Origin of the sequence: Paucihalobacter ruber (assembly GCF_006494535.1) — a bacterium.
In the GTDB taxonomy this organism is placed as follows: Bacteria; Bacteroidota; Bacteroidia; order Flavobacteriales; family Flavobacteriaceae; genus Paucihalobacter; species Paucihalobacter ruber.
The window spans coordinates 234,460-258,274 of sequence record NZ_VHIQ01000001.1 but is presented as its reverse complement, the minus strand read 5'-3'; the positions used below and the strand labels follow the sequence as shown (position 1 = coordinate 258,274).

The 23,815-nt window shown below is 36.3% G+C and carries 20 protein-coding genes and 1 other RNA gene; 16 read left to right on the top strand and 5 right to left on the bottom strand.

Translation table 11 applies throughout. The features are described 5' to 3' along the window. Positions 1-8 precede the first annotated feature (8 nt). The 3 genes from FJ651_RS01225 (at position 9) to FJ651_RS01215 (ending at position 4,573) form a co-directional block, all read left to right on the top strand. Positions 9-1,106 (top strand): PKD domain-containing protein, encoded by a 1,098-nt coding sequence (locus FJ651_RS01225; protein ID WP_140988573.1) that lies wholly within the window; start codon positions 9-11, stop codon positions 1,104-1,106. A 65-nt stretch (positions 1,107-1,171) separates the two neighbouring features. Next, positions 1,172-2,836, top strand: coding sequence for a T9SS type A sorting domain-containing protein (locus FJ651_RS01220; protein ID WP_140988572.1), 1,665 nt, complete (start codon positions 1,172-1,174; stop codon positions 2,834-2,836). Positions 2,837-2,923: 87 nt separating this feature from the next. Then, the gene (locus tag FJ651_RS01215; protein WP_140988571.1) at positions 2,924-4,573 is read left to right on the top strand and encodes a GH35 family beta-galactosidase; all 1,650 of its coding nucleotides are present in this window, start codon (positions 2,924-2,926) and stop codon (positions 4,571-4,573) included. Between the two features lie 211 nt (positions 4,574-4,784). On the opposite strand, the gene ssrA is transcribed toward FJ651_RS01215, so the two are convergent. Next, positions 4,785-5,178: a transfer-messenger RNA gene (gene ssrA, locus FJ651_RS01210) on the bottom strand. Between the two features lie 161 nt (positions 5,179-5,339). Here ssrA and FJ651_RS01205 point away from each other — a divergent pair. From FJ651_RS01205 to FJ651_RS01195, 3 genes are all read left to right on the top strand, one after another. Further along, positions 5,340-6,542, top strand: a complete 1,203-nt coding sequence (locus tag FJ651_RS01205) for an NAD(P)-dependent oxidoreductase (protein ID WP_140988570.1) — start codon at positions 5,340-5,342, stop codon at positions 6,540-6,542. Positions 6,543-6,572: 30 nt separating this feature from the next. Beyond that, the gene (locus FJ651_RS01200) at positions 6,573-6,959 is read left to right on the top strand and encodes a DUF1801 domain-containing protein (protein WP_140988569.1); all 387 of its coding nucleotides are present in this window, start codon (positions 6,573-6,575) and stop codon (positions 6,957-6,959) included. A gap of 132 nt (positions 6,960-7,091) precedes the next feature. After that, the gene (locus FJ651_RS01195; RefSeq protein WP_140988568.1) at positions 7,092-9,644 is read left to right on the top strand and encodes an adenosylcobalamin-dependent ribonucleoside-diphosphate reductase; all 2,553 of its coding nucleotides are present in this window, start codon (positions 7,092-7,094) and stop codon (positions 9,642-9,644) included. Positions 9,645-9,656: 12 nt separating this feature from the next. Here FJ651_RS01195 and kdsA read toward each other — a convergent pair whose 3' ends face one another. Both kdsA and FJ651_RS01185 read right to left on the bottom strand, forming a co-directional pair. Then, positions 9,657-10,475, bottom strand: a complete 819-nt coding sequence (gene kdsA / locus FJ651_RS01190) for a 3-deoxy-8-phosphooctulonate synthase (RefSeq protein ID WP_140988567.1) — start codon at positions 10,473-10,475, stop codon at positions 9,657-9,659. Between the two features lie 37 nt (positions 10,476-10,512). Continuing rightward, on the bottom strand, positions 10,513-10,872 hold the full coding sequence (locus FJ651_RS01185) for a hypothetical protein (protein ID WP_140988566.1): 360 nt from the start codon (positions 10,870-10,872) through the stop codon (positions 10,513-10,515). A gap of 205 nt (positions 10,873-11,077) precedes the next feature. On the opposite strand from FJ651_RS01185, the gene typA reads away from it, so the two are divergent. The 8 genes from typA to FJ651_RS01145 all read left to right on the top strand — a co-directional run bounded on the left by typA (position 11,078) and on the right by FJ651_RS01145 (position 20,203). Then, complete coding sequence (typA, locus tag FJ651_RS01180) at positions 11,078-12,877, top strand: translational GTPase TypA (RefSeq protein WP_140988565.1); 1,800 nt, start codon at positions 11,078-11,080, stop codon at positions 12,875-12,877. A 1-nt stretch (position 12,878) separates the two neighbouring features. After that, positions 12,879-13,109, top strand: a complete 231-nt coding sequence (locus FJ651_RS01175) for a uroporphyrinogen decarboxylase (protein ID WP_140988564.1) — start codon at positions 12,879-12,881, stop codon at positions 13,107-13,109. A gap of 70 nt (positions 13,110-13,179) precedes the next feature. After that, entirely contained in the window at positions 13,180-14,628 is a 1,449-nt protein-coding gene (locus tag FJ651_RS01170) for an MBOAT family O-acyltransferase (RefSeq protein WP_140988563.1), read from the top strand. Next, complete coding sequence (locus tag FJ651_RS01165; RefSeq protein WP_140988562.1) at positions 14,629-15,537, top strand: hypothetical protein; 909 nt, start codon at positions 14,629-14,631, stop codon at positions 15,535-15,537. A 119-nt stretch (positions 15,538-15,656) separates the two neighbouring features. After that, positions 15,657-16,499 carry a FemAB family protein gene (locus FJ651_RS01160; protein ID WP_246085282.1) on the top strand — a complete coding sequence of 281 codons (843 nt, stop codon included), beginning with the start codon at positions 15,657-15,659 and terminating at the stop codon, positions 16,497-16,499. Next, entirely contained in the window at positions 16,496-17,602 is a 1,107-nt protein-coding gene (locus FJ651_RS01155; RefSeq protein WP_140988560.1) for a DegT/DnrJ/EryC1/StrS family aminotransferase, read from the top strand. Before FJ651_RS01160 ends, FJ651_RS01155 begins: the two co-directional genes overlap by 4 nt. Next, positions 17,603-18,910, top strand: a complete 1,308-nt coding sequence (locus FJ651_RS01150; protein ID WP_140988559.1) for an O-antigen translocase — start codon at positions 17,603-17,605, stop codon at positions 18,908-18,910. Between the two features lie 9 nt (positions 18,911-18,919). Further along, the gene (locus tag FJ651_RS01145; protein ID WP_140988558.1) at positions 18,920-20,203 is read left to right on the top strand and encodes an O-antigen translocase; all 1,284 of its coding nucleotides are present in this window, start codon (positions 18,920-18,922) and stop codon (positions 20,201-20,203) included. Here FJ651_RS01145 and FJ651_RS01140 read toward each other — a convergent pair. Then, on the bottom strand, positions 20,200-21,336 hold the full coding sequence (locus FJ651_RS01140; protein WP_140988557.1) for a glycosyltransferase: 1,137 nt from the start codon (positions 21,334-21,336) through the stop codon (positions 20,200-20,202). The two genes, FJ651_RS01145 and FJ651_RS01140, sit on opposite strands and share 4 nt — an antisense overlap. A 47-nt stretch (positions 21,337-21,383) precedes the next feature. Between FJ651_RS01140 and FJ651_RS01135 the strand changes: the two genes are divergently transcribed. Both FJ651_RS01135 and FJ651_RS01130 read left to right on the top strand, forming a co-directional pair. Then, complete coding sequence (locus tag FJ651_RS01135; RefSeq protein ID WP_140988556.1) at positions 21,384-22,466, top strand: glycosyltransferase; 1,083 nt, start codon at positions 21,384-21,386, stop codon at positions 22,464-22,466. Further along, positions 22,439-22,876 (top strand): sugar 3,4-ketoisomerase, encoded by a 438-nt coding sequence (locus FJ651_RS01130; RefSeq protein WP_140988555.1) that lies wholly within the window; start codon positions 22,439-22,441, stop codon positions 22,874-22,876. The genes FJ651_RS01135 and FJ651_RS01130 overlap by 28 nt, the downstream gene beginning before the upstream one ends. Here the strand turns inward: FJ651_RS01130 and FJ651_RS01125 are convergent. After that, positions 22,859-23,803 carry a glycosyltransferase family 2 protein gene (locus tag FJ651_RS01125; protein ID WP_140988554.1) on the bottom strand — a complete coding sequence of 315 codons (945 nt, stop codon included), beginning with the start codon at positions 23,801-23,803 and terminating at the stop codon, positions 22,859-22,861. The two genes, FJ651_RS01130 and FJ651_RS01125, sit on opposite strands and share 18 nt — an antisense overlap. Between the last annotated feature and the right edge of the window lie 12 nt (positions 23,804-23,815).

The window sequence follows — 23,815 nt, the reverse complement described above, 5'->3', positions numbered from 1 at the left end:
TAAAAATCATGAAACTAAGATTTACTTTCTCAATTTTTATAATTGTTTTGGCTGTTTCCAGTTGTAATAAAAATGATGACTCATCGGTAGAAATATTCTTTGATCCGGATGTAAGTACTAATTCAACTAATTTAGGAGAAAGCGTTGTTTTTACAGATTATTCAACCGGCGTTAAATCTCGGGTTTGGACATTCCCAGGTGGAAACCCGAGCACCTCAACAGAAAGAGAAGTTAGCGTGCAGTTTTCCGAAGTAGGACTCATTAACTGTACCATTGAAAATACCTTTATAGACGGCATTACTGAAACAAAAAATATTTTTGTCCAGGTTGGTAGTGGTTTAATAAACTATGATGTGAGCGCAGTTCAGGCAGATGCAGGGCAGACCATAACCTTTACAGACAATTCTAGTAGTGTACAATCAAGAGTTTGGAGTTTCCCGGGTGGTTCGCCAGCTACATCACAAGAGGCAGAAGTAAATGTTACTTTTTCACAAGAAGGGCCTATTACCTGTACTTTAGAGGTTACATTTTTAAATGGTATAGTTGACACACAAGAAATTGCAATACAGATTGGAAATGAAAAATATCCTAGGTCTGTATTTAGTTTTGAGGACACAGATTATGCATCAGAAATTTGGCAAAACTGGGTCTCAAATGGAACAGATGCCATGGTTTTTAGTATTGAAAATATTCCCGGTGCAGGTGCCAACGAAACGAATGGGTATGCTAAAATTGAAATCAATGCGGCTGGTATAGAGTCACAGCTATTTACCAAAGGGGTTCAGGGGTTTCCGAATGCAGTTCTTCAAAGTTTCAAAACTTATGAATTCAGCTTTTGGGTTAAAAGTGACGATTTTAACACAATCACCGCTGCCGAAATCTCTAATGAAAGTGACTTGCAAAGTTGGTATAATTTTGCTTGGTACAGTCCTATTCCAGAAGTTGGAAGTGAATGGTCCTTTAAAACAATAACATTTCAAACTGGTGATTTAACCAATGTCTATTCCGAAGGTACAGCTAACAATGCATGGACGCAATTTAAATTTATTCAACCAGGCACTGGTACGATATACTTAGACGAAATATCATTAAAAGAAATTGATTAATAATTTATCATTTATAGCATTACAAATTAGTTAAATAGTTGTTTAACACTTTAAATCCAATCAAAATGAAAACAAAAATTACATTTTATCTCTTTATTTTAGTATCGTTAATACCACGTTTTGTCAATTCACAAACTTTTGTCTTTAACGAATCTGTTTCGTCAGGTATATTTTTTGAATCCCCAAATGGCGAAATTGTTACCAATCCACTTCAAGATGATGTTAATGCGAGTGAAACTTGTGCATTCTCGGGAACAGAAAATCCTTTTCCATGGTTAGAGATTCAGTATTTTCCCAGCCCGGCTTTTACACCGGCAACAGGAGACAAGCTGTTTTTTTCTGTATACAATCCTAATAATGCTCCAGGTGCACAAATACAATTTAATTCTGGCGCCTTCTTTGGTGGCAACGTAACTTATGAGTCAGCCTCTTTAACAGGTTGGGTTGAGTATAGTATTAATCTGGATGGTATTGCTGGTAACGAATTAACACAAATTATTCTTTTTCCCGCAGAAGGCACTTCCATTGGGGTTTACATAGATAATATTTATTTCAACGATCAATCGGTTTTGTCACCACCATCATCAGGCCCAACTTATGTTTATAATGAGGAAGTGTCATCTGGAATGTTTTTTGAATCTCCAAATGGTGGAGAAGTTGCAAATCCTATAGTTGATGATGTCAATTCCAGTGCAAACTGTGCATTTTCTGGAACAGAGAATCCCTTTCCGTGGTTAGAGATTCAGTATTTTCCTAGCCCGGCTTTTACAGCGGAAACAGGAGATAAGCTGTTTTTTTCTGTATACAATCCTAATAATGCTCCAGGCGCACAAATTCAATTCAATTCAGGTGCCTTCTTTGGTGGCAACGTAACTTATGAGTCAGCCTCTTTAACAGGTTGGGTTGAGTATAGTATTAATCTGGATGGTATTGCTGGTAACGAATTAACACAAATTATTCTTTTTCCCGCAGAAGGCACTTCCATTGGGGTTTACATAGATAATATTTATTTCAACGATCAATCGGTTTTGTCACCACCATCATCAGGCCCAACTTATGTTTATAATGAGGAAGTGTCATCTGGAATGTTTTTTGAATCTCCAAATGGTGGAGAAGTTGCAAATCCTATAGTTGATGATGTCAATTCCAGTGCAAATTGTGCATTTTCTGGAACAGAGAATCCTTTTCCGTGGTTAGAGATTCAGTATTTTCCTAGCCCGGCTTTTACACCGGAAACAGGAGATAAGCTGTTTTTTTCTGTATACAATCCTAATAATGCTCCGGGTGCACAAATACAATTTAATTCTGGTGCCTTTTTTGGTGGCAACGTAACTTATGAGTCAGCCTCTTTAACAGGTTGGGTTGAGTATAGTATTAATCTGGATGGTATTGCTGGTAACGAATTAACACAAATAATTCTCTATCCCGCAGAAGGCACATCCATTGGGGTCTACATAGATAATATTTACTTCGCTAACCAATCTGCTTTAAGTGTAGATTCACTAGACATAATAGACCAATTCGTCTATATTGATAGTGATGGTAGAATTACATTTGATAAAGAGCAGTATAATACTCAGGTTTATGTTTTTGATATCAATGGTCGATTATTGATAAGCGAAACTATCAATGGTAAAAACACCATTAAAAACTTAAAGCAAAAAGGTATCTATATTATAAAAGCTGTAAATGATAACAGCGTTATGGGTAAAAAGCTAATTTTTTATTAATCTTTTGTAATCCTGGAATTGGGTAAAGCTCATTGTTCTATAATGGGCTTTACTTTTAAAATTATTCATCTATTTATAACTATTAAAATGAAGCTAATTCAAGTAATTTTCTTTTTTGTCTTCGTGATGATGCAATCATTAGCACAAAATATACCTCACCTTGCTAAGAAGGGTTCGGCAACGCAATTAATCGTCGACAACCAGCCTTTTTTAATGATAGCCGGAGAAGTCCACAACTCGTCAGCATCTACAGTTGAATATATGGAACCTTTGTTTCCAAAGCTTAAAAGAATGAATTTAAATGCTGTATTTGTCACTTTAGCTTGGGAACAGTTTGAGCCACAGGAAGGTGTCTATGATTTTACATTAGTCAATTCAATTATTGAGAATGCTGAGAAAAATAATTTAAAGGTTTGCCTTTTATGGTTTGCCAGTTGGAAAAATGGTGAATCGAGTTATGCACCACTGTGGGTTAAAAAAGACACCAAGCGATTTTTTAGAGTTAAAACTAAAGACGGTTTAGAAATTGAAACCTTATCGCCATTTTGTGAGGCTACGAAGTTGGCAGATGCAAAAGCGTTTAAAGCGTTGATGAAACATGTCAGGGAGTATGATAAAAACCAAACAGTTATTTTAATGCAACCTCAAAACGAGGTTGGTATGTTTCAAGACATAGATTATAATAAATTATCATTGGAACTATTCGAAAAAGAAGTACCTGAAAGTTTAATGACCTACTTAAAAACCCATCGTAATAAGCTAGATGATTATATTAAAAATGCTTGGAGTAAAACCAATTTTAAAAAAAGTGGTACTTGGATTGAAGTATTTGGAAATACTCCAGAAGCAAAAACATTTTTCACGACCTGGTATTATGCTCAATATATCAATTATGTGGCTAAGGCCGGAAGAGATGCATACAATTTGCCGATGATGGTTAATGCCTGGATAGTTCAAAAGCCCGATGATCTTCCCGGTGTTTATCCGAACGGTGGTCCTGTTTCTCGTGTGATTGATATCTGGAAAGCAGCTGCACCAGATATTGATATTCAATCTCCGGATATTTATTTGCCTAATTTTAAAGAAATAGTGGCAATGTATCATAGAGAAGATAATCCTTTATTGATTCCTGAATCTACATCTGAAGTAGGAAGAGCATTTTATGCCTTTGGTGACCACGACGCAATTTGTTACTCGCCATTTGGTGTAGAAGATGCTGCAAATGATTTTTTATTTACACAGTCTTACAAAGTCTTGAATGAAGTACAGCCCTTAATTAAAGAATATCAAGGAACTGGTAAAATGAGAGCTGTACTCCAAGAAGGAGATGAAACATATAAAGATTTGTATTTTGGCGACTATAAAGTTAAAGTGATGTATGAAAAACCTAAAGAACCATCCTTTGGGATTATAATCCATACTGATAATAACGAGTTTATTGTAATTGGTATGAACTTAACGGTTTACTTCACATCTGAAAAGAGGGACACCATCGGCTACATTGGTCAAGTACTTGAGGGTCGATTCGAAAAAGAAAAATGGGTAACAACACGTATGTTGAATGGAGATGAAACCTTTCATAATTCTAGATTGAGGGTATTTGGAAGAACTTTTGAAACACAAGAAAAAATTGTTGAAGCAAACAAAAAAGAAGGAGAACCAGACGCCTATTCCCCTGCCACGAACAAAGTTTTTACTACACCGGGTGTTTATAAAGTAATAACATATCAACGTTAAAATTTTAGCTAGGTATAGTAAGAATCTACTCGATGAGTTAAAGAGCATTTGATAGTCAATCAGTTTTCTTTACAGAAGGTAGTTGTTTTAAAATAAGCTAACCTAATTTTTAAATATTTAGAAAAGTGATTATAAATCATTAAAACAAAAATACCTGCTCAAGTTCAATTGGCAGGTATTCTTATTTTAATCCGCAATCTGTCTGCGCTTCATGTGGAGTCGGAGGGATTCGAACCCTCGTCCAAACAAGTAACAAAGTAGCTTTCTACACGCTTAGTTTTTTCTTGGTTTTTGATTGTAAGCTGATTAAAAACACTCTACCTACAACTTAGCTTCTTAATCTCGAAAGGGCATCAAAGCACTACCCAATCTTAGTTAATTTTTACGATGCCTCTTGGCGGAACGCCACCAACCAAGGCTTTCCAGAGACATTTAGCTTTCACGCCTGGCGTGACAAGGCTCATCCTACTGTGATTCGGATTAAGCAGCTAAAGCGTAGTTATCTTCGCCGTTTAAAATGTTGACCTAGCCTTTTACGTGTTTCAAAGTCATTACACGACGTGCTTACCAGATTATTAATCTCGCTGTCAAAACCGGTCGACCCCTTAAAAGAACTTTTTTTTACTCATCAGCCTGCTATGGTTGAAAAGCGGGTTGCGAAATTACAAAAAAACTTGCGCAACCTTTTAAATCTCTTACTTTTGTTCAAAAACTATTCCAAATTAATTTCTCAGCACTTTTGTCAGTTATTAAACCTAATGTCATCATGAAATTTGCCATCATCACCGAACGTAAAAATCCACCCGACCGCCGTGTGGTCTTTTCACCCGAAACCTTATTAAAAGCCAAACAGCAATTCCCTGAAGCAGAATTTATGGTTGAACGTTCCGGCATTAGAATTTTCCCGGATGAAGCTTATCAAAAACTGGGTTTTGAAGTTTTAGACGATGTGTCTGGCGCCGATGTCATGATTGGCGTAAAGGAAGTGCCCATTTCATCACTTATCCCAAATAAATCGTATTTCTTTTTTAGTCATACCATTAAAAAACAACCCTATAACCGAAATTTGCTTCGCGCCATTTTAGAGAAAAATATCACACTTTACGACCATGAAACCTTGGTGGATGAGCGCAGCAATCGCTTGATAGGCTTTGGCAGGTACGCCGGACTCGTGGGTGCTTATAACGGATTCAGAGCATTAGGCTTACGTGATCAATTGTTCAGTTTACCTAAGGTTGAAACCTTGGCAGATTTAGAGGCTGTAAAAGCACAATTAGATCAAATTTCAATACCAAATATCAAAATCTTACTTACAGGTAGTGGTAAAGTGGCTTTTGGTGCCAAGGAGATTTTAGATCATTTAAACATCAAAGAAGTATCGCACGCACAATACCTAACCATGGCCTTTACTGAACCTGTTTATACCATGATTGATGTGATGGAGTACAACAAACGCAAAGATGGTAAGGTAGGTGATAAATATGAGTTTTACGCAGATCCAAGTGGTTACGAAAGTAATTTTATGCCATTCGCCAAACAAACAGATATGTTTATTGCCGGACATTTTTACGGTAATAATGCACCGTTTTTATTCTCTCGCGAAGACGCAAAGTCGCCGGATTTTAAAATTAATTTAGTGGCCGACATTTCTTGCGATATTGATGGTCCGGTGGCTAGTACCATTCGCCCTTCAACCATTGCCGAACCCTTTTATGGTTATGATCCGCAAAGCGAGCAAGAAGTGGCTTTTAATGCCGACGGAGCCATCACCGTTATGGCTGTTGATAATTTACCCTGCGAATTACCCAAAGATGCCAGCGAAGGATTCGGAGAAGTCTTCTTAAAAAGTGTACTGCCTGCTTTTTTTAACAATGACAAAGATGGTGTGTTACAACGCGCTAAGATCACCGAAAATGGTCAATTAACACCGCGATTTGCCTATTTACAGGATTTTGTGGATGGAAAATAATGTTTTATTGGTATAAAAACTTGATTCCATATGAAACCCGCCGAAGCCTACATTTTAAATCGAAAGGAACCATACCGGTCTATCTTGCTGCAACTGCAAAGCATCATCGAAGCCGTAGCTCCAAACAATCAACTCTTATTTAAATGGCGCATTCCGTTTTATTATTGTAACAACATTCCTCTGTGCTTTTTAAATCAGTCTAAAGATTACGTAGATTTGGGCTTTTGGCATTTTGAAAAAATGGACCAATACACCAACTATTTTGTAGATACCAACAGGAAATCTGTTCGCTCATTAAGATACAAGTCTGTTGATGATATTAATGACGATGTGGTAGTTTACGGGATTCAAAAACAGTTGGAAATTAATAGGAATCCGTTTAAACTTATTCGTTCTAATAAATCTACCAACTACTAATGGTTAGCTAAGGTTTTTAGATTAATCAACATTCTCCAACACTTATCAACAACATGATATTTATCATGTTTTAGGGCTGGCTGCTACCTAATTTTGTGTTTTTCCAAACCTAATTTTAAACATTACAAACCAATGAATCCATCAGCAACTACTCGTCAAATTTATGATTATCAAGAAGTTTTAAATGCATCTTTAAAATACTTTAGCAACGACGAATTGGCGGCTACTACATGGATTAATAAATACTGCTTAAAGGATAAATCGGGCAATTTTCTGGAGCTAACGCCCGATGAGATGCACCAACGCATGGCAGTGGAATTTGGCCGAATTGAAGCCAAATACGATGCTAAAGAAAAAATCACGGAAAACTTATCAACCTACGGTCAAACCAGAAAGCCACTGACCACCGACAAAATCTACCAGCATTTTAAAGATTTTAAATATGTGATTCCGCAAGGGAGTGTCATGTTTGGTTTGGGAAACAAGGAGGTCATCGCTTCCTTGTCTAATTGTATTGTGGTACCATCGGTACTAGATTCTTACGGAGGTATTTTTTATACAGATCAGCAACTGGCACAATTGTTTAAAAGACGCTGTGGTGTTGGTGTTGATTTGTCTGAACTTAGACCTAAAAACGCTCAGGTGTCTAACGCCGCCGGCACTACAACAGGAGCGGTTTCGTTTATGAATCGCTTTTCAAATACCACCAGAGAAGTGGCGCAAAACGGGCGTCGCGGCGCCTTGATGCTTACCATGGACATCAAACATCCCGATATTGAAGATTTTATTACCATTAAACAAGATTTAACCAAAGTAACCGGTGCCAATATTTCGGTGAGGCTGAGTGATGAATTTATGCAAGCCGTGATAAATAATCAACCATTTACCTTACAATGGCCCATTGATAGCAAAACACCTAAATATTCTAAACAAGTTGATGCACGCGATCTATGGCAAAAAGTCATTACTTGCGCCCATAACACTGCCGAGCCGGGATTAATTTTTTGGGACCGTCAGCATCATTATTCCACCTCATCGGTGTATCCCGAATTTAAAAACAGTTCTACCAATCCGTGTTCAGAAATTGCCATGCAAGGTGGCGATAGCTGTAGATTGATTGCGGTTAACTTGTTCAGTTTTGTAGAGGAACCGTTTACCAAAAAAGCAAAATTCAACCTTAAAAAGTTTTATGAAGTAGTATACGAAACCCAACGCCTTATGGACGATTTAGTGGATTTGGAGTTGGAAGCCGTTGAAAAAATTATTACCAAAATTGAAGCCGATCCAGAACCCGATTTCATCAAGCAGGTGGAACTCGAAACCTGGAAATTACTTTACGACACCGGCCGAAAGGGTAGAAGAACAGGGCTTGGTTTTACAGCATTAGCCGACGCCGTAGCAGCCTTAAACATCAAATTTGATACCGATGCGGCGCTCAAGGTGATTGATGATATTATGAAAACCAAAATGACAGCCGAGTTTAACAGCAGTATTGATATGGCTATTACGCGCGGACAGTTTCAAGGGTTTAATAGAAATATTGAAGATACTTCAGAATTTGTGCAAATGCTCGGCCATGAGTTTCCCGATGTTTACGAACGAATGATGGAAAATGGCCGAAGAAACATTTCTATTAGTACCGTTGCGCCAACCGGCTCATTGAGCATGCTGGCTCAGGTATCTTCGGGTATTGAGCCTGTGTTTATGTTGTCGTACGTGAGACGCCGAAAAGTAAACAATGCCGATGAGAACGCTAAAGTAGACTTTGTAGATGATATGGGCGATGCGTTTCAGGAATTCACCGTTTACCATAAAAAACTGGAAAACTGGATGCAGGTTACAGGAAAGTCCGATATTAGTAAGAGTCCGTATGCCGGTGCCACCGCACCTGAAATTGACTGGAAAAAACGCGTTGAAATGCAAGCGCTGGTTCAAAAATATACCACACACTCTATTAGTTCAACCATTAATTTATCCAATGAAGTAACCGTAGACTTGGTGGGCGATATCTACATTGATTCCTGGAAAAAAGGACTTAAAGGTATAACCGTGTATCGCGACGGCTCTAGAAGTGGTATTTTAATTTCATCGGATGATAAAAAGGAAAAAGAGCCTGAAAATAAATACATCACCGAAACATTTGTGGCCAAACGCCCTTATAAAATTGAAGCTGAAGTGGTGCGTTTCCACAACGAATCAGAAAAATGGCTGGCTGTTATTGGTTTGGTTGAAGGCAAACCTTATGAAATTTTCACCGGTAAAATGAAAGACGCCTTTAACCTGCCGCAATGGGTATCCAAAGGTTGGGTGATCAAAAACCGCAACGAAGACGGCACCTCACGTTACGATTTTCAATACATTGATGCCGAAGGTTATAAAGTAACTATTGAAGGTTTGTCCCGCTCATTTGATAAGGAATTCTGGAATTATGCCAAGCTTATTTCGGGCGTATTACGCCATGGCATGCCCATACCTTACGTGGTTGATTTGATTCATAATCTCAATTTATACGATGAGCATATCAACACCTGGAAAAACGGCGTAGCAAGAGCACTCAAACGCTTTATTCCTGAAGGAACACAGGTCAAAGACAAAAAATGCCCCAATTGTTCCGATCCTGAAGGCCTGGTATTTGAAGAAGGTTGTTTAAAATGTAAAAGTTGCGGACATTCAAAGTGCGGGTAGTGAATGGGATTTTTAAAACCCATTCACAGTTTTCCTAATAGCCACCAAATTGCTCAGTAATTTTTCTAAATAATCGAGATGTAACATATTGGCGCCATCACTCTTGGCATTTTTAGGATCGAAGTGGGTTTCTATAAATAAACCATCCACATTATTAACTACGCCGGCACGGGCTATGGTTTCAATCATGTCGGGTCGTCCGCCGGTAACACCACTACTTTGGTTGGGTTGTTGTAACGAATGTGTAACGTCTAAAACCGTTGGTGCATATTGACGCATGGTTGGGATGCCTCTAAAATCAACAATCATGTCCTGATAGCCAAACATGGTACCGCGGTCGGTGATCCATGCATATGGATTGCCCGAGTCGTGCACTTTGGTAACGGCGTGTTTCATGGCTTCCGGACTCATAAATTGTCCTTTTTTAAGATTCACCACCTTACCGGTTTTGGCTGCTGCCACTACAAGATCTGTTTGGCGAACCAAAAAGGCCGGAATTTGCAAGACATCCACATATTCGGCTGCCATAGCAGCATCAGAAATTTCATGGATATCGGTTACGGTTGGGATATCAAAAGTTTGCGATACTTTTTGAAGTATTTTCAATGCTTTTTCATCACCAATACCTGTAAAACTATCTACACGACTGCGGTTAGCTTTCTTAAAGCTTCCTTTAAATACATATGGAATTTGTAGCTTATCGGTAATGCTCACTACTTTTTCGGCTATACGCAATGCCATGTCTTCGCCTTCAATGGCACATGGTCCTGCTAATAGGAAAAAGTTGTTGGCATTGGTGTGTTTTATCTTCGGAAGTGCTTCAAAATTCATGGTAAACTATTCAAAATTTAAAGCACAAAGATACAGATTAAATGTTTCGATGCAGACTGTTTTTTACAATCCACAAAGCCATAAGAAAGTTACCAATTACAAACATTCCGCCGTAAAACAAAAACGATAAAATGCCATTATTAATATTTATAAAACCAAAAATCTTCGAAAGATAAGCAATAATCATGTAAGACGATAAACAAACAAAAACCAACCCTAATGTTAGGTTGAGCTTTTCATTGGGCTTTATAAGTTGCCATAAAAACGGAATCCCAAGAAGTAAAATGGGGTAGGCCACAATGCCTTCGTTTTGGTTAACGTCAGTAAACCAAAATGCCACAATGGTAATAAAATATAGATATGGAATAAATTTTGCATACTTAAATAACGTATTCATTAGCTGTAAAAATTTAAAAGTTAAACTTAGGTTATTTTGTAAAAACAGCTGGAAACTGCCAAGTGTGGCTGGTTAAATGGTATTTACTATTAATCAAATTATTAACGTAATAAAAAAGCCAAAATTACCGTAGTATTAAATTATAACATTTAATTAACCAAATGACAAATAATAGCGTACCTTTGCGCGCTTAAAATCGGGCATTATGACCAATATAAAAAACATCGCAATTATTGCACACGTAGACCATGGTAAAACTACTTTGGTGGATAAAATCATGTACCATTGCCAGTTGTTTAGAGACAATCAAAACACAGGCGATTTAATTCTTGATAACAACGATCTGGAACGCGAACGCGGTATTACCATTACTTCTAAAAACGTTTCTGTTGTTTATAAAGATACAAAAATTAATATTATTGACACGCCTGGTCACGCAGACTTTGGAGGTGAAGTAGAGCGTGTTCTTAATATGGCCGATGGGGTGTTGCTGTTGGTAGATGCTTTTGAAGGTCCTATGCCTCAAACCCGTTTTGTACTGCAAAAAGCCATTGATTTGGGTTTAAAACCTTGCGTGGTAATCAATAAAGTTGACAAAGAAAACTGTACACCTGAAGAAGTTCATGAGGCAGTTTTTGATTTAATGTTTGAACTGGGTGCGGAAGAATGGCAGTTAGATTTTCCAACGGTTTATGGTTCGGCTAAAAATAACTGGATGAGCGACGACTGGAGAAACGAAACCACTAATATTGAGCCACTTTTAGACATGGTGGTAGCACATATTCCTTCGCCTAAAATAGAAGAAGGCAGCACGCAAATGTTAATTACTTCATTAGATTACTCATCTTTTACAGGCCGAATTGCCATTGGCAGACTACAACGCGGTATTTTAAAATCGGGGATGAATATTTCTTTGGTAAAGCGCGATGGAAAAATAACCAAATCCAAAATAAAGGAACTTCACATTTTTGAAGGTTTAGGCCGTAAAAAAGTAGACGAAGTTCAAGCAGGTGATATTTGCGCCTTGGTTGGATTGGAAGGTTTTGAAATTGGTGATACCATTGCCGATTTCGAAAACCCCGAAGGTTTAAAAACCATAGCCATCGACGAGCCTACTATGAGCATGTTGTTTACCATTAACGACTCTCCATTTTTTGGTAAAGACGGAAAATTTGTAACATCAAGACATATCAAAGAGCGTTTAACCAAAGAATTAGAAAAAAACCTGGCTTTGCGCATGCAAGAAACCGATAGCGCCGATAAATTTATGGTGTTTGGTCGTGGTGTACTGCATTTATCTGTATTAATTGAAACCATGCGTCGTGAAGGTTATGAGCTTCAAATTGGTCAGCCGCAGGTAATCATCAAAGAAATTGACGGTGTTAAATGTGAACCTGTTGAAGAAATGACCATCGATTTACCTGAAAATTTATCAGGTAAAGCGGTTGAAATGGTAACCATACGTAAAGGCGAAATGTACAGTATGGAGACCAAAGGAGAGCGAATGATTATCAAATTCATCGTTCCTTCAAGAGGTATCATTGGTTTGAGAAATCAGTTATTAACTGCTACTGCCGGTGAAGCCATTTTGTCACACAGATTTAAAGAGTATCAACCTTTAAAAGGTGGTATACCCGAGCGTCAAAACGGTAGTTTGGTGTCTATGGAAAATGGTCAGGCCATTCCTTACTCAATCGACAAATTACAAGAACGCGGTAAGTTTTTTATCGATCCGGGAGAAGATATTTACGAAGGACAGATTATTGGCGAAAACTCTCGTGGAGACGATATGACCGTTAACGTTACCAAAACCAAAAAATTGAGTAACGTGCGTTCGTCAGGTGCCGACGATAAAGCCAAGATTGTACCTGCCGTTAAGTTCTCTTTGGAAGAAGCTCTAGAATATATTCAAAAAGATGAGTACGTTGAGGTAACGCCAAACCACATTCGTCTCCGTAAAATATACTTAAAAGAAGTAGATAGAAAACGCTTTAAAACGGTTTAATTTGGAGTTTTTAGGAGTTAATATTACCGAATGGGTTGGCTATTTGGCTTCTTTTGTATTGTTGCTGTCATTTACCATGAAAGACATGCGTAAACTGCGAATGGTCAATTCGGCCGGAGCCGTTTTATTTGTAATTTATGGTTTTATGCTCAGCACCTCCTGGCCAATTGTAATTACAAATGCGGCTATATTTGCTATCAATATGTATTATTTGTCTAAGCACAAATCCTAGAAAGTGTATATTTACGTTTAAATTGTCTGTGTTGTTTCTTAAAGGGCAATTGTTAAACTAAATCAACTGCATGCTGTTTAATTCTTTAGATTTTGCCGTGTTTTTGCCATTGGTTTTTGGCATTTACTGGCTTCTAAAAAATTATCATCTCAAATATCAAAATACATTTCTGCTGTTGAGCAGTTATGTGTTTTACGGTTGGTGGGACTGGCGCTTTTTAATGCTCATTGCCTTTAGTACAATTGTTGATTTTATAATTGGCAATCTTTTATTTAAAGCTGAAAAGTCCTTTAAAAGAAAAATACTGCTGTCTTTAAGTTTGGTAGTTAACCTCGGTTTACTGGGGTTTTTTAAATACTTTAATTTTTTTATTGATAATGTTAACCAGGTGTTTAGCTTTTTAGGAAAGCCACTTGAGTTAAGAGGTTTAGAAATTATTCTGCCGGTTGGTATCAGCTTCTACACCTTTCAAACCTTAAGTTATACCTTAGATATTTATCACAAAAAACTAAAGCCAACCAATAATTTTATGGCCTTTGCCGGTTTTGTAAGCTTTTTTCCGCAGTTGGTAGCAGGCCCGATAGAACGTGCTAAAAACCTCTTGCCACAATTTAAAACCATTCGGGTTTTCAATAAACAAAAAGCGATAGACGGGTTGCGACAAATTTTATGGGGTTTGTTTAAAAAAATTGTCATTGCCGACCAGTGCGCTTTAATTGTTAATGATTGTTTTTCAAATCCGGAGGCTTACAACCCCTTAACATTAGTATTTGGTGCATTTTTCTTCGCTATTCAAATTTATGGGGATTTTTCAGGGTATTCAGATATTGCTATTGGTACAGCCAGACTTTTTGGTTTTGATTTGATGAAGAACTTCGCCTTTCCGTATTTTTCAAGAAATATAGCCGAGTTTTGGCGCAGATGGCACATATCGCTATCTACATGGTTTAGAGATTATGTTTACATTCCTTTAGGTGGTTCAAAAGGTACAAAAGCGATGGTGGTTCGCAATATTTTTGCAGTGTTTTTAATCAGTGCTTTGTGGCATGGTGCTAACTGGACTTTTATTATTTGGGGGCTCATTCACGCGCTTTGTTATGTACCCTTGTTGTTTTTTAATACCACCCGAACCTACACAGATACAGTGGCGGTAAACAGGTTACTTCCTAACTTAAAGGAACTGTTATCCATACTTTTTACCTTCATATTAACTACATTGGCCTGGATATTTTTTAGAGCCGAAACCCTAAGTCATGCCTTTAACTATCTCGATGCCATTTGGTCTGAAAGTATCTGGCAAATTCCTAACTTCGTCAATAATATGATGGCCTTTACTACTTTTTTGTTGGTTGGATTTATGCTGGCAACTGAATGGATAGCCAGAGAACATAACTTCGCCTTAGAAAAATTGGCCACTAATTGGAAACGACCCTTGAGATGGACATTTTATTACCTTCTTATTTTGAGTATTTTTTATTTCTTTGGGAGTGAACAGGAGTTTATTTATTTTCAGTTTTAGATGAAAGGATTTTTAAGATACATATTACTATTTTTAATGCCTTTGTTGGTTTTGCTGATAGCCATGGAAATATTCTTGCAATCCATTCCCAACAACTATAAAGTTAAGTCTAACTATATTGAAAAGCATTCCGAAGCTATTGAAACCCTCATTTTAGGAAACTCCCATACCTACTACGGTTTAAATCCTGAGTGGATGGATCAGCAAAGCTTTAATATGAGTCATGTATCGCAGTCTTTTGATATAGATTTGGCCATTCTCAAACATTACTTACCAAAAATGACACAGTTGAACACTGTTGTCATCAGGCTGTCATACGATTCTATGTTCGAAACCTTATCTGAAACCAATGAACATTGGCGCTATAAAGATTACGCTTTGTATACCAATATTCCCTTAGAGTATTACTGGAAACACCATTCAGAAATATTAAGCATTAGTTTTAAAGAAAATCTTAAACGCATTTACAAATACTACCTAAAAAGTGAAGCTTCGGTAACCTGTAATCCCTTTGGTTGGGGTATGGATGCGCATTCGTCTCAGGCAAAAGATTTATATAAAACTGGTGCATTGGTTGCCAAAAAACATACGGCCACATCAAAAAACCTATTTGATGACAATTTTAAAACCTTAAAGGAAATAGCTGATTTGTGCTTACAAAACAAGGTGGATGTCATTATGGTAACGCCGCCGGCATTTGAATCGTATTACTTAAATCTCAATTATCAGCAATTAGAAGCAACCGTCAATACGGGTTTAGAGTTGGCAAATCAATACGATCATGTTTCTTATTACAATTTTTTAGAATATTGGCGTTTTGATAGAGAACACTTCTTTGATGCCGACCATCTCAACGAACGTGGTGCCCTGCTATTTTCGAAAATGATAAATGACATCATCCATAAATAATGTACTATTTTTGATTTGTGAACTTTCGCTTTGAGACATATCATTCAGATTTTTATTCACTTTGGAATAATTTTATTCAAAAGTGTGATAATGCCACTTTTTTGTTTCATCGCGATTTTATGGAATACCATAGCGACCGATTTACAGATGCTTCGGTTTTGATTTTTGAGGACGATAATCTTGTAGCGGTTTGTCCGGCAAACCATACAGAAAACAAGTGGTACTCTCATCAAGGGCTAACCTATGGAAGCATTATTCTCGATAATAAATTTCGCGCAGAAGCTATAGGTATTTTAATAACTCAACTGATGGCTTTTCTAAAAAGTAAAGGGTACCTTCATGCAATTATTAAAACCGTACCACAATTTTATGGAAACAACATGCTGCTTAAATTAAAGCATCAGCTCATAAAACATCAGGCTTCTGTTTACAGAAGCGATATGGTTTTGGCTGTAGATTATGCACAACCACTTAACATTCATAAAACCAAATTAAAGCATTATAACAGAAATTCAATAGTAGGTTTTGAAATAAGAGAGACATCAGATTTCTCAGGTTTTTGGAATCAAATTCTCGTGCCTCGGCTACAGGAGAAACATCAGGTAAAGCCGGTACATGCTTTAGAAGAAATACAATATTTGCAAAGTAAATTTCCCAAACAAATCAAGCAGTTCAACCTCTATAAAGAGGAAGAATTACTGGCAGGAATCACCATTTTTGACACCGGAAAAGTGGTGAAATCGCAGTATGGTGCCACAAGTTTAAAGGGCGAAAAATATCGTGCTATCGAATATTTGTTTATACATTTAATCCATCAATACAAAAACGAAGGTAAACGCTATTTTTCGATGGGCACGGTTACAGAACAAAATGAGTTGGGTTATAATCCCGGATTACTAAAACAAAAGGAAGAATTGGGCTGTTCACTCTATCTTCAGGATTTTTTAAGTTTAAATCTATGACAATTCCTTTTTTAGATCTAAAAAAAATAAACGCACCCTACAAAGACTTGTTTCATCAAAAACTGGATGCTTTACTCGATAATTCGCAATACATTTTAGGTCAGGAAGTGCTCGCTTTTGAACATGATTTTGCCAACTACTGCGGTACCAAATTTTGCTTGGGAACGGCCAACGGTTTAGACGCCTTAACCTTAATTTTAAAGGCTTATATACAACTTGGTAAGTTGCAACCGGGCGATGCGGTGATCATTCCTTCTGTCACCTTCATTGCCACAGCACAAGCGGTGGTTAATTGCGATTTAGAACCGGTTTTTGCCGAGCCCAAAGCTGATGGTTTTAATGTAGATGTCCAAACTATAAAAGAAAAAATCAACAATAGGGTTAAAGCCATTATTGTGGTGCATTTGTATGGCGAGTTGGTTGATATAAAACCAATTCAACAGTTAGCCCAGCAACACAACTTGTTGCTTATTGAGGATGCGGCTCAGGCACATGGAGCCATAAATAGGCAATTGAATAAAAAAGCAGGAAATTTAGGTGCTGCTGCGGCCTTTAGTTTTTATCCCACTAAAAATTTAGGAGCGCTCGGCGATGCCGGCGCTGTAACCACCAACGATGAGGACTTGTTTCGGTGCATTCAAAAACTAAGAAACTACGGAAGCCATCAAAAATATGTTCATGAAATCAATGGTTACAACAGCAGATTAGACGAAATTCAGGCGGCATTTCTAAATGTAAAATTACCACATCTAGATACCGATAATAAGGCCAGGCGAGGTATAGCTGAACAATATCTCAGTGGTATTTCAAATGAAAAAATAATACTGCCTAAGGTAGGAGATTTTAACGCACACGTGTTTTATGTATTTGTGATACAAGTGGCAAACAGAGAACAATTTTTAAAGTTTTTAGAGGCTCATCACATTGGTTACATGATACATTATCCAATACCAATTTATAAGCAATTGGCATTTTCAAGATATAAAAACTTACATTTGCCAAGAACAGAGCAAATTCACAGTACCATAGTGAGCATTCCAATGTCCCCAATCTTGGAGCCACACGAGGTACAAAGAGTGGTAGAAGTTTTAAATAACTACTAATTGAAAAGAATATTAACCTACATCAGTAATCAGGTTCTCCCCGAAGCAACAAGGCTTAATACGGTAGTTATTGTTCTCAAAATTATCTCCGGAATAGCTGTTTCTAAAATGATAGCCATTTTTATTGGTCCGGAAGGTTTTGCACTCATCGGCAATATGCGAAATTTTCTCAAGGCCTTACAATCGCTTAGTATCGGCGGTATTTACAGCGGTTTTGTAACCGAAGTCAGCAAAGTTAAACACGACGTTTTAAAACTTAGCAATACCATTTCGACAGCCTATTATATCGGTTTTTTTATTACCATGCTGCTGGCATTAATTTGTTACTACCAAGCCAACTGGATTAACGGCATGTTGTTTCCTAAGTATTATAACTACGCTTATGTTATAAAAATATTAGCCATTGCCTTGCCATTTTATGCGCTTAATATGTTTAGTTATGCCATTATGAATGGTTTTTCTAAATACAGAATGATGTTGGTAATTAATATTTTAGGTCAGGTTGTTGGCTTGCTGATTACCTTATTGCTCATATATAGAAACAATGTTGATGGCGCCTTAATTGCCGTTGTTTTAACGCCATCTTTGGGCTTTTTAATCACATTAGTTGGTTTTAGTAACCAACGGAGTTTAGCAACCGATATTAAGATTAGCCGCATTAATCTAAATATTGTAAGAAAATTATCGCCGTATGTAATGGTGGCCTTGGTTACTACTGTAGCATTGCCCATTACCTACATTGCAATTAGAAACTACATCACTTCAAAATTAGGTTTGCAAGCTGCCGGATATTGGGAGGCGATGAACAGGATATCAGATTATTATCTTATGTTCGTTAATTCTATAATGGCCTTGTATATCATCCCTAAATTTAGAAAATTAGACACAAAAGCTGCATTTAAAGCCGAAGTAAAAAACTTTTATCAAACCTTTTTACCATATGTGATGATGGGATTGGCATTGATTTATTTATTGAAGCCATATATAGTGCGGCTGGTATTCTCTTCGTCATTTCAACCTGTTGAAGACTTATTTTTATGGCAGTTGCTGGGAGACTTGGTAAAGGTGTTATCAACCGTAATTGCTTTTCACTTTTTAGCGAAAAAAATGTTTTGGCATTTTATAATTATTGAAGTGTTTTTGTTTGTGAATTTATATGTGTCTTCAATTACACTTATCGATAATTTTGGTTTGAAAGGAGCAGTGATGGGACATTTTGTTGCTTACCTGATGCAATATGGCATCATTCTTCTTATTTTTAGCAGTCCTATTTTTGGAGTTTTAACAGACGAAGATGAGAAACTGTAAATAATCATTGTGAAGTTACCTTCTTTTATAAAAAACAACCTGGTTTTAAAGATCACCTCTTTAAACTCTGTTGTTATTGTTTTTAGGTTGATCATTTCAATGGCTATTCAACATGTATTGGCGCTTACTGTTAAAGAAGCCGGGATTGCCAAAATTGGTCAGTTAAGGAATATTACAGCAATGCTTACCAGTTTCACTACACTAGGCATTTTTAGTGGCGTTTTAAAATATGTAGCGCAGTATAAAAAGGATGAACAAACACTTCAAAAATTATTTTCAACTTCTTTTTTGTTTGCTGGCATTGGCTCTTTAGTATCCGGGTTAATTTTATTTGTTGGAGCTAATTATTTTGCCGAAAAGCTATTGGACGATGCCTCACTTTCGTATGTGTTTAAATTATTAGCTGTGTTAACTCCGGTATTTGCCATGCAGCGCATTTTTAATGCTGTGGTTAACGGATTGTCGGCATACAAGAAATATGCGCTTATTGAGTTTATCGCCTACGTTTTATCGGCACTTTTATTAGTGATATTTTTATTTAGGTTTGATTTAGATGGTGTTTTGGTTGCCATTGCTTTAGCACCGGTGATACAACTTTTAACGCTGCTTGCAATTTTTGGTGGTGTTTTAAAAGAGTACATTCAGTTTAAAAATTTAAAAATAGACTGGTCTTTTAAAAATAGTTTATTGGCTTTTACCATTATGTCTTTTGTGTCTACTGTCTTGCTAAATTATGTTGAGCTCGACATAAGAACTGTGATTAAGGATAAAATTAATGTTGATGAAGCCGGTTATTGGACGGCCATTAATTTCATTTCAAAAAATTACATGGTGTTTTCTACAGGTTTGTTTACACTATATGTTATTCCTCGATTTGCTGCCATACAAACCAAGGTAGATTTTACAAAAGAAGTTTGGCATATTTATAAAAGTATTTTGCCGCTGTTTGGTGCAGGAATGTTGTTGATTTATGTGTTTAGAGATTTTATTATTCAATTAATTTATCCCGAGTTTACCGGTATGTCACCACTGTTTAAATGGCAATTAATGGGCGATTTTGTGCGTTTGTGTTCTTTGGTGATCGCGCATCAATTTTTGGCAAAGCGCATGGTTAAAAGTTTTGTAATTACCGAAATTCTATCCCTGGCCAGTTTTTACCTTTTATCTATTATACTAATCAAACACTTTAGTACCGAAGGCGTTGTGATGGCACATTTTTTTAGGTATGTTTTCTATTTTGTGATTGTTTTGATACCTGTATATTTATACTTTTTAAGGAAGAACAAATTTTAAAATCCCCAAACCTTTAGATAGCCTTCTGCACATTTTATATAATGATGTTCACGTTCTACAAATGCTCTTGCGTTATGTGAGATTTTTATGATTTGATCCGGATTTGAAATAAGCCACTCTAATTTTTCAGCAATTTTTTCGGCATCTGGTAAGGCATTAATACAAACTTCATCTTCATTTAAGCCATAGTATTCTAAAAACTCTTGTTCGGCACCGGTAAACACTACTTTGCCTTTTGCCATGGCTTCTAAGGCGTTATAACCTTGATCGTAAGCATAAATTTGGTCTAGCAAAATATGAGAATCATCAAGGGCTTTGATATATTGGTTATAAGGTAAATTTTCAACTGTAACAATTTCAACCTTATCACCAAATTTTTGCTCAATTACGGCCAAAGCAGTTTCAAAAATATCATTGCCTTTTTTAAAATAGTTGGTCTTGTTGATGCCATGAAAAATCACGATTTTTTCGCCAATTACCAAAGGGGTATACTCAATCTTTTCAATATTTACTGGATTGGCAACCATGCCTAAATATTTGGGTTCTCCTTTATAAGGAATATGATAATCTAAATCGCTGGCAATAATCCCATCGCATTGTGTTCTAACAAATTCAAAATGTGTTTCACCTTGTTTTGAAATTTTATTAAAAATGCGTTGATAGGCTTTTTTCGTGATTTTACCATCGAAATAGGGACTAAAAAGCGAATGTTTTAGTTTTTTTTCAAAGGCATATTTTACACTTATATAGTCGGTTCCGCACGCGAGTAAAAATAATTTACTGTTATGGGTTTTTAGAAAATTAATAATTTGCTGTTCATGATTGGCTTGAATGCCTATGGGATTTTGATTGATAAGCTGCACCACCTCATAACCTTTTAATTCCTCAGAGTGTTTAAAAAATTGTTGTTTCAACGATAAGGAGCCCATGTCAATTTTAGATAACTTAAAAACGCCAACCTTCAATTTTTTTAAAAGGCCTTTTTCGAAATGTCGTTTTAATTTAATGTCAGACGGATAGTCTTTAAAATAATCACCTGCAGAGATTAAGGTAACTTCGTGTCCAAGAACCATCAATCCTTCCTTTAAGGAATTATGCAATCGGCTGTATTCACCTACCAATAAAATCTTCATAAATGGTGTATATTTACGCACATTAATTGTTCAAAAATAACATAAAAATGAAACTGTCTCATCTAAAAGTGGCAGTAATAAGTATCTCACTTGCCCGTGGCGGTGCCGAGAAATCTACTGCCATACTTACAAAGATATTAGATGGTCTAAACTGCGAGGTGCACCTCGTAACTATTACAAATGATGTATTATATGCGTATGCCGGTAAACTATTTAATTTAGGAGCATTTAAAAGCACTGAAGATAAAGTTCTAAAACGGTTTTTACACCTAAGAACATTACGAAATTATTTAGTTGAAAATGAAATAGATGTTGTTATTGACAATCGAACCAGGAGTAGTTTTTTTAAAGAGTTAATGTATCTGTTGTATATTTATTCGGGATTTAAAGTAGTATATGTAGTAAGAAGTGCTTTCGTTGATAATTATTTTCCTAAAAGTAAATGGCTAACTAAACGAATGATCGAAAAAAGCAGTAAAATAGTTGGAGTTTCGAAGGCTATAAGTGAAAAAATAAATCTTCAATTTAATACTAACAAAGCAATGAGCATTTATAATGTGGTAGAGACGGATGTCATTGCACCCAATTTTGTTCCGGAAAATTATATTGTATTTACAGGAAGAATAGACAATCACGCAAAAGATTTTTTACTGTTACTAGAAGCTTATTCAAAGTCAGTTTTACCTGAAAAGAACATTGAACTAAGAATTTACGGTGACGGACCCGATAAGAGTTGGTTGAAACAAAAAATAAACACATTAGATTTGTCGAAAGTAGTAAAGCTATTTGATTTCACTTTATCTGTGGAAAATGTGATGAGAAATGCCAAATATTTAGTTTTAACCAGCAATTACGAAGGTTTTCCCAGAGTATTAATCGAGTCACTTTCGGTTGGAACACCCGTGATTTCAGTTGATTGCCACAGTGGTCCTAACGAAATTATAATTAATGAATTTAATGGTCTTTTAGTTGAAAATGATAATCCCGATGCACTTGCAAATGCATTTAATCGTTTTATCTTTGAGCCTGAATTATATAAGTTATGTAAAACCAATGCTCAAAATAGCATTGTTCTATTCACAAAAGATCCTATAGCACAGCAATGGCAGCAACTCTTGAACCAAATTTAAGCACACTTCAAACTGTTGAATTGATTGATATTCCGAAGATTTCAGACCCTGAAGGCCGTGGCAATTTGTCGGTTGTAGAAAAAAACACTTTACCCTTTGAAGTTAAACGAGTCTATTATTTGTATGATGTGCCTAGTGATGCTTCGCGCGGTGGACATGCGCATAAAAAATTAAAGCAGTGCTTAATTGCGGTGAGCGGAAGTTTTGATGTGGTGCTGCACGACGGAAAAGATAAAAAAATTATTCATCTAAATAAACCCAATAAGGGTCTAATCATCCCTAATGGTATTTGGAGAGAATTGGAAAATTTTTCTTCTGGTTCTGTTTGTTTGGCTTTGGTGTCTGACGTTTATGAAGAGTCAGATTATATAAGAGAATTTGAGGAGTTTAAATTATTTAAACGCAGTTAAATATATGCCATTATTTTGAAGTTTCTGCTTAATAATTAGAAGCTTCCTCAACATGTTTTGCGATAATTTGAGAAGCAGCTTTTGTTTTTTATTGAGGCTGTTTGGATTTATATTTTTAATCTGATTTTCATAATTGTCTAAATCACCTAACAATTTATAATGTATTGCAATGGCGAACCTGTTAAGGTCTAAATACTTTTTAAGTCCTGGGTAATCTCGGCAATAAGCTTCGTAATTATCAAAATTGATAAATTTTCTTAAATGCGTTTTAGTGTTAGAAAGTCGGTTATCTGCGTGCATCACATGGTAGGCAGTAAATGTTTTAGAAAATATCAGTGGCGATTTTAGTGCGGCTCTAATCCATAAATCAGTGTCTTCACCTGTACCGTGAATTCCTTGTGAATTAAACATGCCAAGTTCAGTTAAAAAGTGCTTTTCAAAAACTACTGCCGATGTCCATGCTAAAGAATCAACAACGCTATATTTGAAAAATTCATCAATAGGGCCGCGTTCAAACTCTGTATTAAAAATAGGGGAGAACATTTTGACGTTAACGCGCTTGCTGTATTGTTTAAAATATGAGGTGGCAAACCAGTGAAAACCCGGGAATTCATTGATAAGATCATTTATTACCGATAAATGATTCGGTTCCCAATAATCATCGGCATCTAAAAAAGCAACGTATTTTCCTGATGCTAAATCAATTCCTATATTTCGGGTTTTAGCTACACCTTCATTATGCTTTTCATGTATTCTAAGTCGTTCATCTTTTAATTCTTTTACCCTGGCCAAGCTGTTGTCTGTTGAGCCATCGTCTACAATAACAACTTCAAAATCTGTAAACAATTGATTTAAAACACTGTTTAAAGTTTTAGAAATCTCTTTTTCTTTATTGTATAGCGGTATAACAATCGAAAATTTAGGCATAGTCTAAAGGTT

Bases quoted from the DNA above. Each gene is read 5' to 3' on its own strand.
- FJ651_RS01225 (WP_140988573.1), top strand. From the start codon at position 9: ATGAAACTAAGATTTACTTTCTCAATTTTTATAATTGTTTTGGCTGTT.
- FJ651_RS01220 (WP_140988572.1), top strand. From the start codon at position 1,172: ATGAAAACAAAAATTACATTTTATCTCTTTATTTTAGTATCGTTAATA.
- FJ651_RS01215 (WP_140988571.1), top strand. From the start codon at position 2,924: ATGAAGCTAATTCAAGTAATTTTCTTTTTTGTCTTCGTGATGATGCAA.
- FJ651_RS01205 (WP_140988570.1), top strand. From the start codon at position 5,340: ATGAAATTTGCCATCATCACCGAACGTAAAAATCCACCCGACCGCCGT.
- FJ651_RS01200 (WP_140988569.1), top strand. From the start codon at position 6,573: ATGAAACCCGCCGAAGCCTACATTTTAAATCGAAAGGAACCATACCGG.
- FJ651_RS01195 (WP_140988568.1), top strand. From the start codon at position 7,092: ATGAATCCATCAGCAACTACTCGTCAAATTTATGATTATCAAGAAGTT.
- kdsA (WP_140988567.1), bottom strand. From the start codon at position 10,475: ATGAATTTTGAAGCACTTCCGAAGATAAAACACACCAATGCCAACAAC.
- FJ651_RS01185 (WP_140988566.1), bottom strand. From the start codon at position 10,872: ATGAATACGTTATTTAAGTATGCAAAATTTATTCCATATCTATATTTT.
- typA (WP_140988565.1), top strand. From the start codon at position 11,078: ATGACCAATATAAAAAACATCGCAATTATTGCACACGTAGACCATGGT.
- FJ651_RS01170 (WP_140988563.1), top strand. From the start codon at position 13,180: ATGCTGTTTAATTCTTTAGATTTTGCCGTGTTTTTGCCATTGGTTTTT.
- FJ651_RS01165 (WP_140988562.1), top strand. From the start codon at position 14,629: ATGAAAGGATTTTTAAGATACATATTACTATTTTTAATGCCTTTGTTG.
- FJ651_RS01160 (WP_246085282.1), top strand. From the start codon at position 15,657: ATGGAATACCATAGCGACCGATTTACAGATGCTTCGGTTTTGATTTTT.
- FJ651_RS01155 (WP_140988560.1), top strand. From the start codon at position 16,496: ATGACAATTCCTTTTTTAGATCTAAAAAAAATAAACGCACCCTACAAA.
- FJ651_RS01140 (WP_140988557.1), bottom strand. From the start codon at position 21,336: ATGAAGATTTTATTGGTAGGTGAATACAGCCGATTGCATAATTCCTTA.
- FJ651_RS01135 (WP_140988556.1), top strand. From the start codon at position 21,384: ATGAAACTGTCTCATCTAAAAGTGGCAGTAATAAGTATCTCACTTGCC.
- FJ651_RS01130 (WP_140988555.1), top strand. From the start codon at position 22,439: ATGGCAGCAACTCTTGAACCAAATTTAAGCACACTTCAAACTGTTGAA.
- FJ651_RS01125 (WP_140988554.1), bottom strand. From the start codon at position 23,803: ATGCCTAAATTTTCGATTGTTATACCGCTATACAATAAAGAAAAAGAG.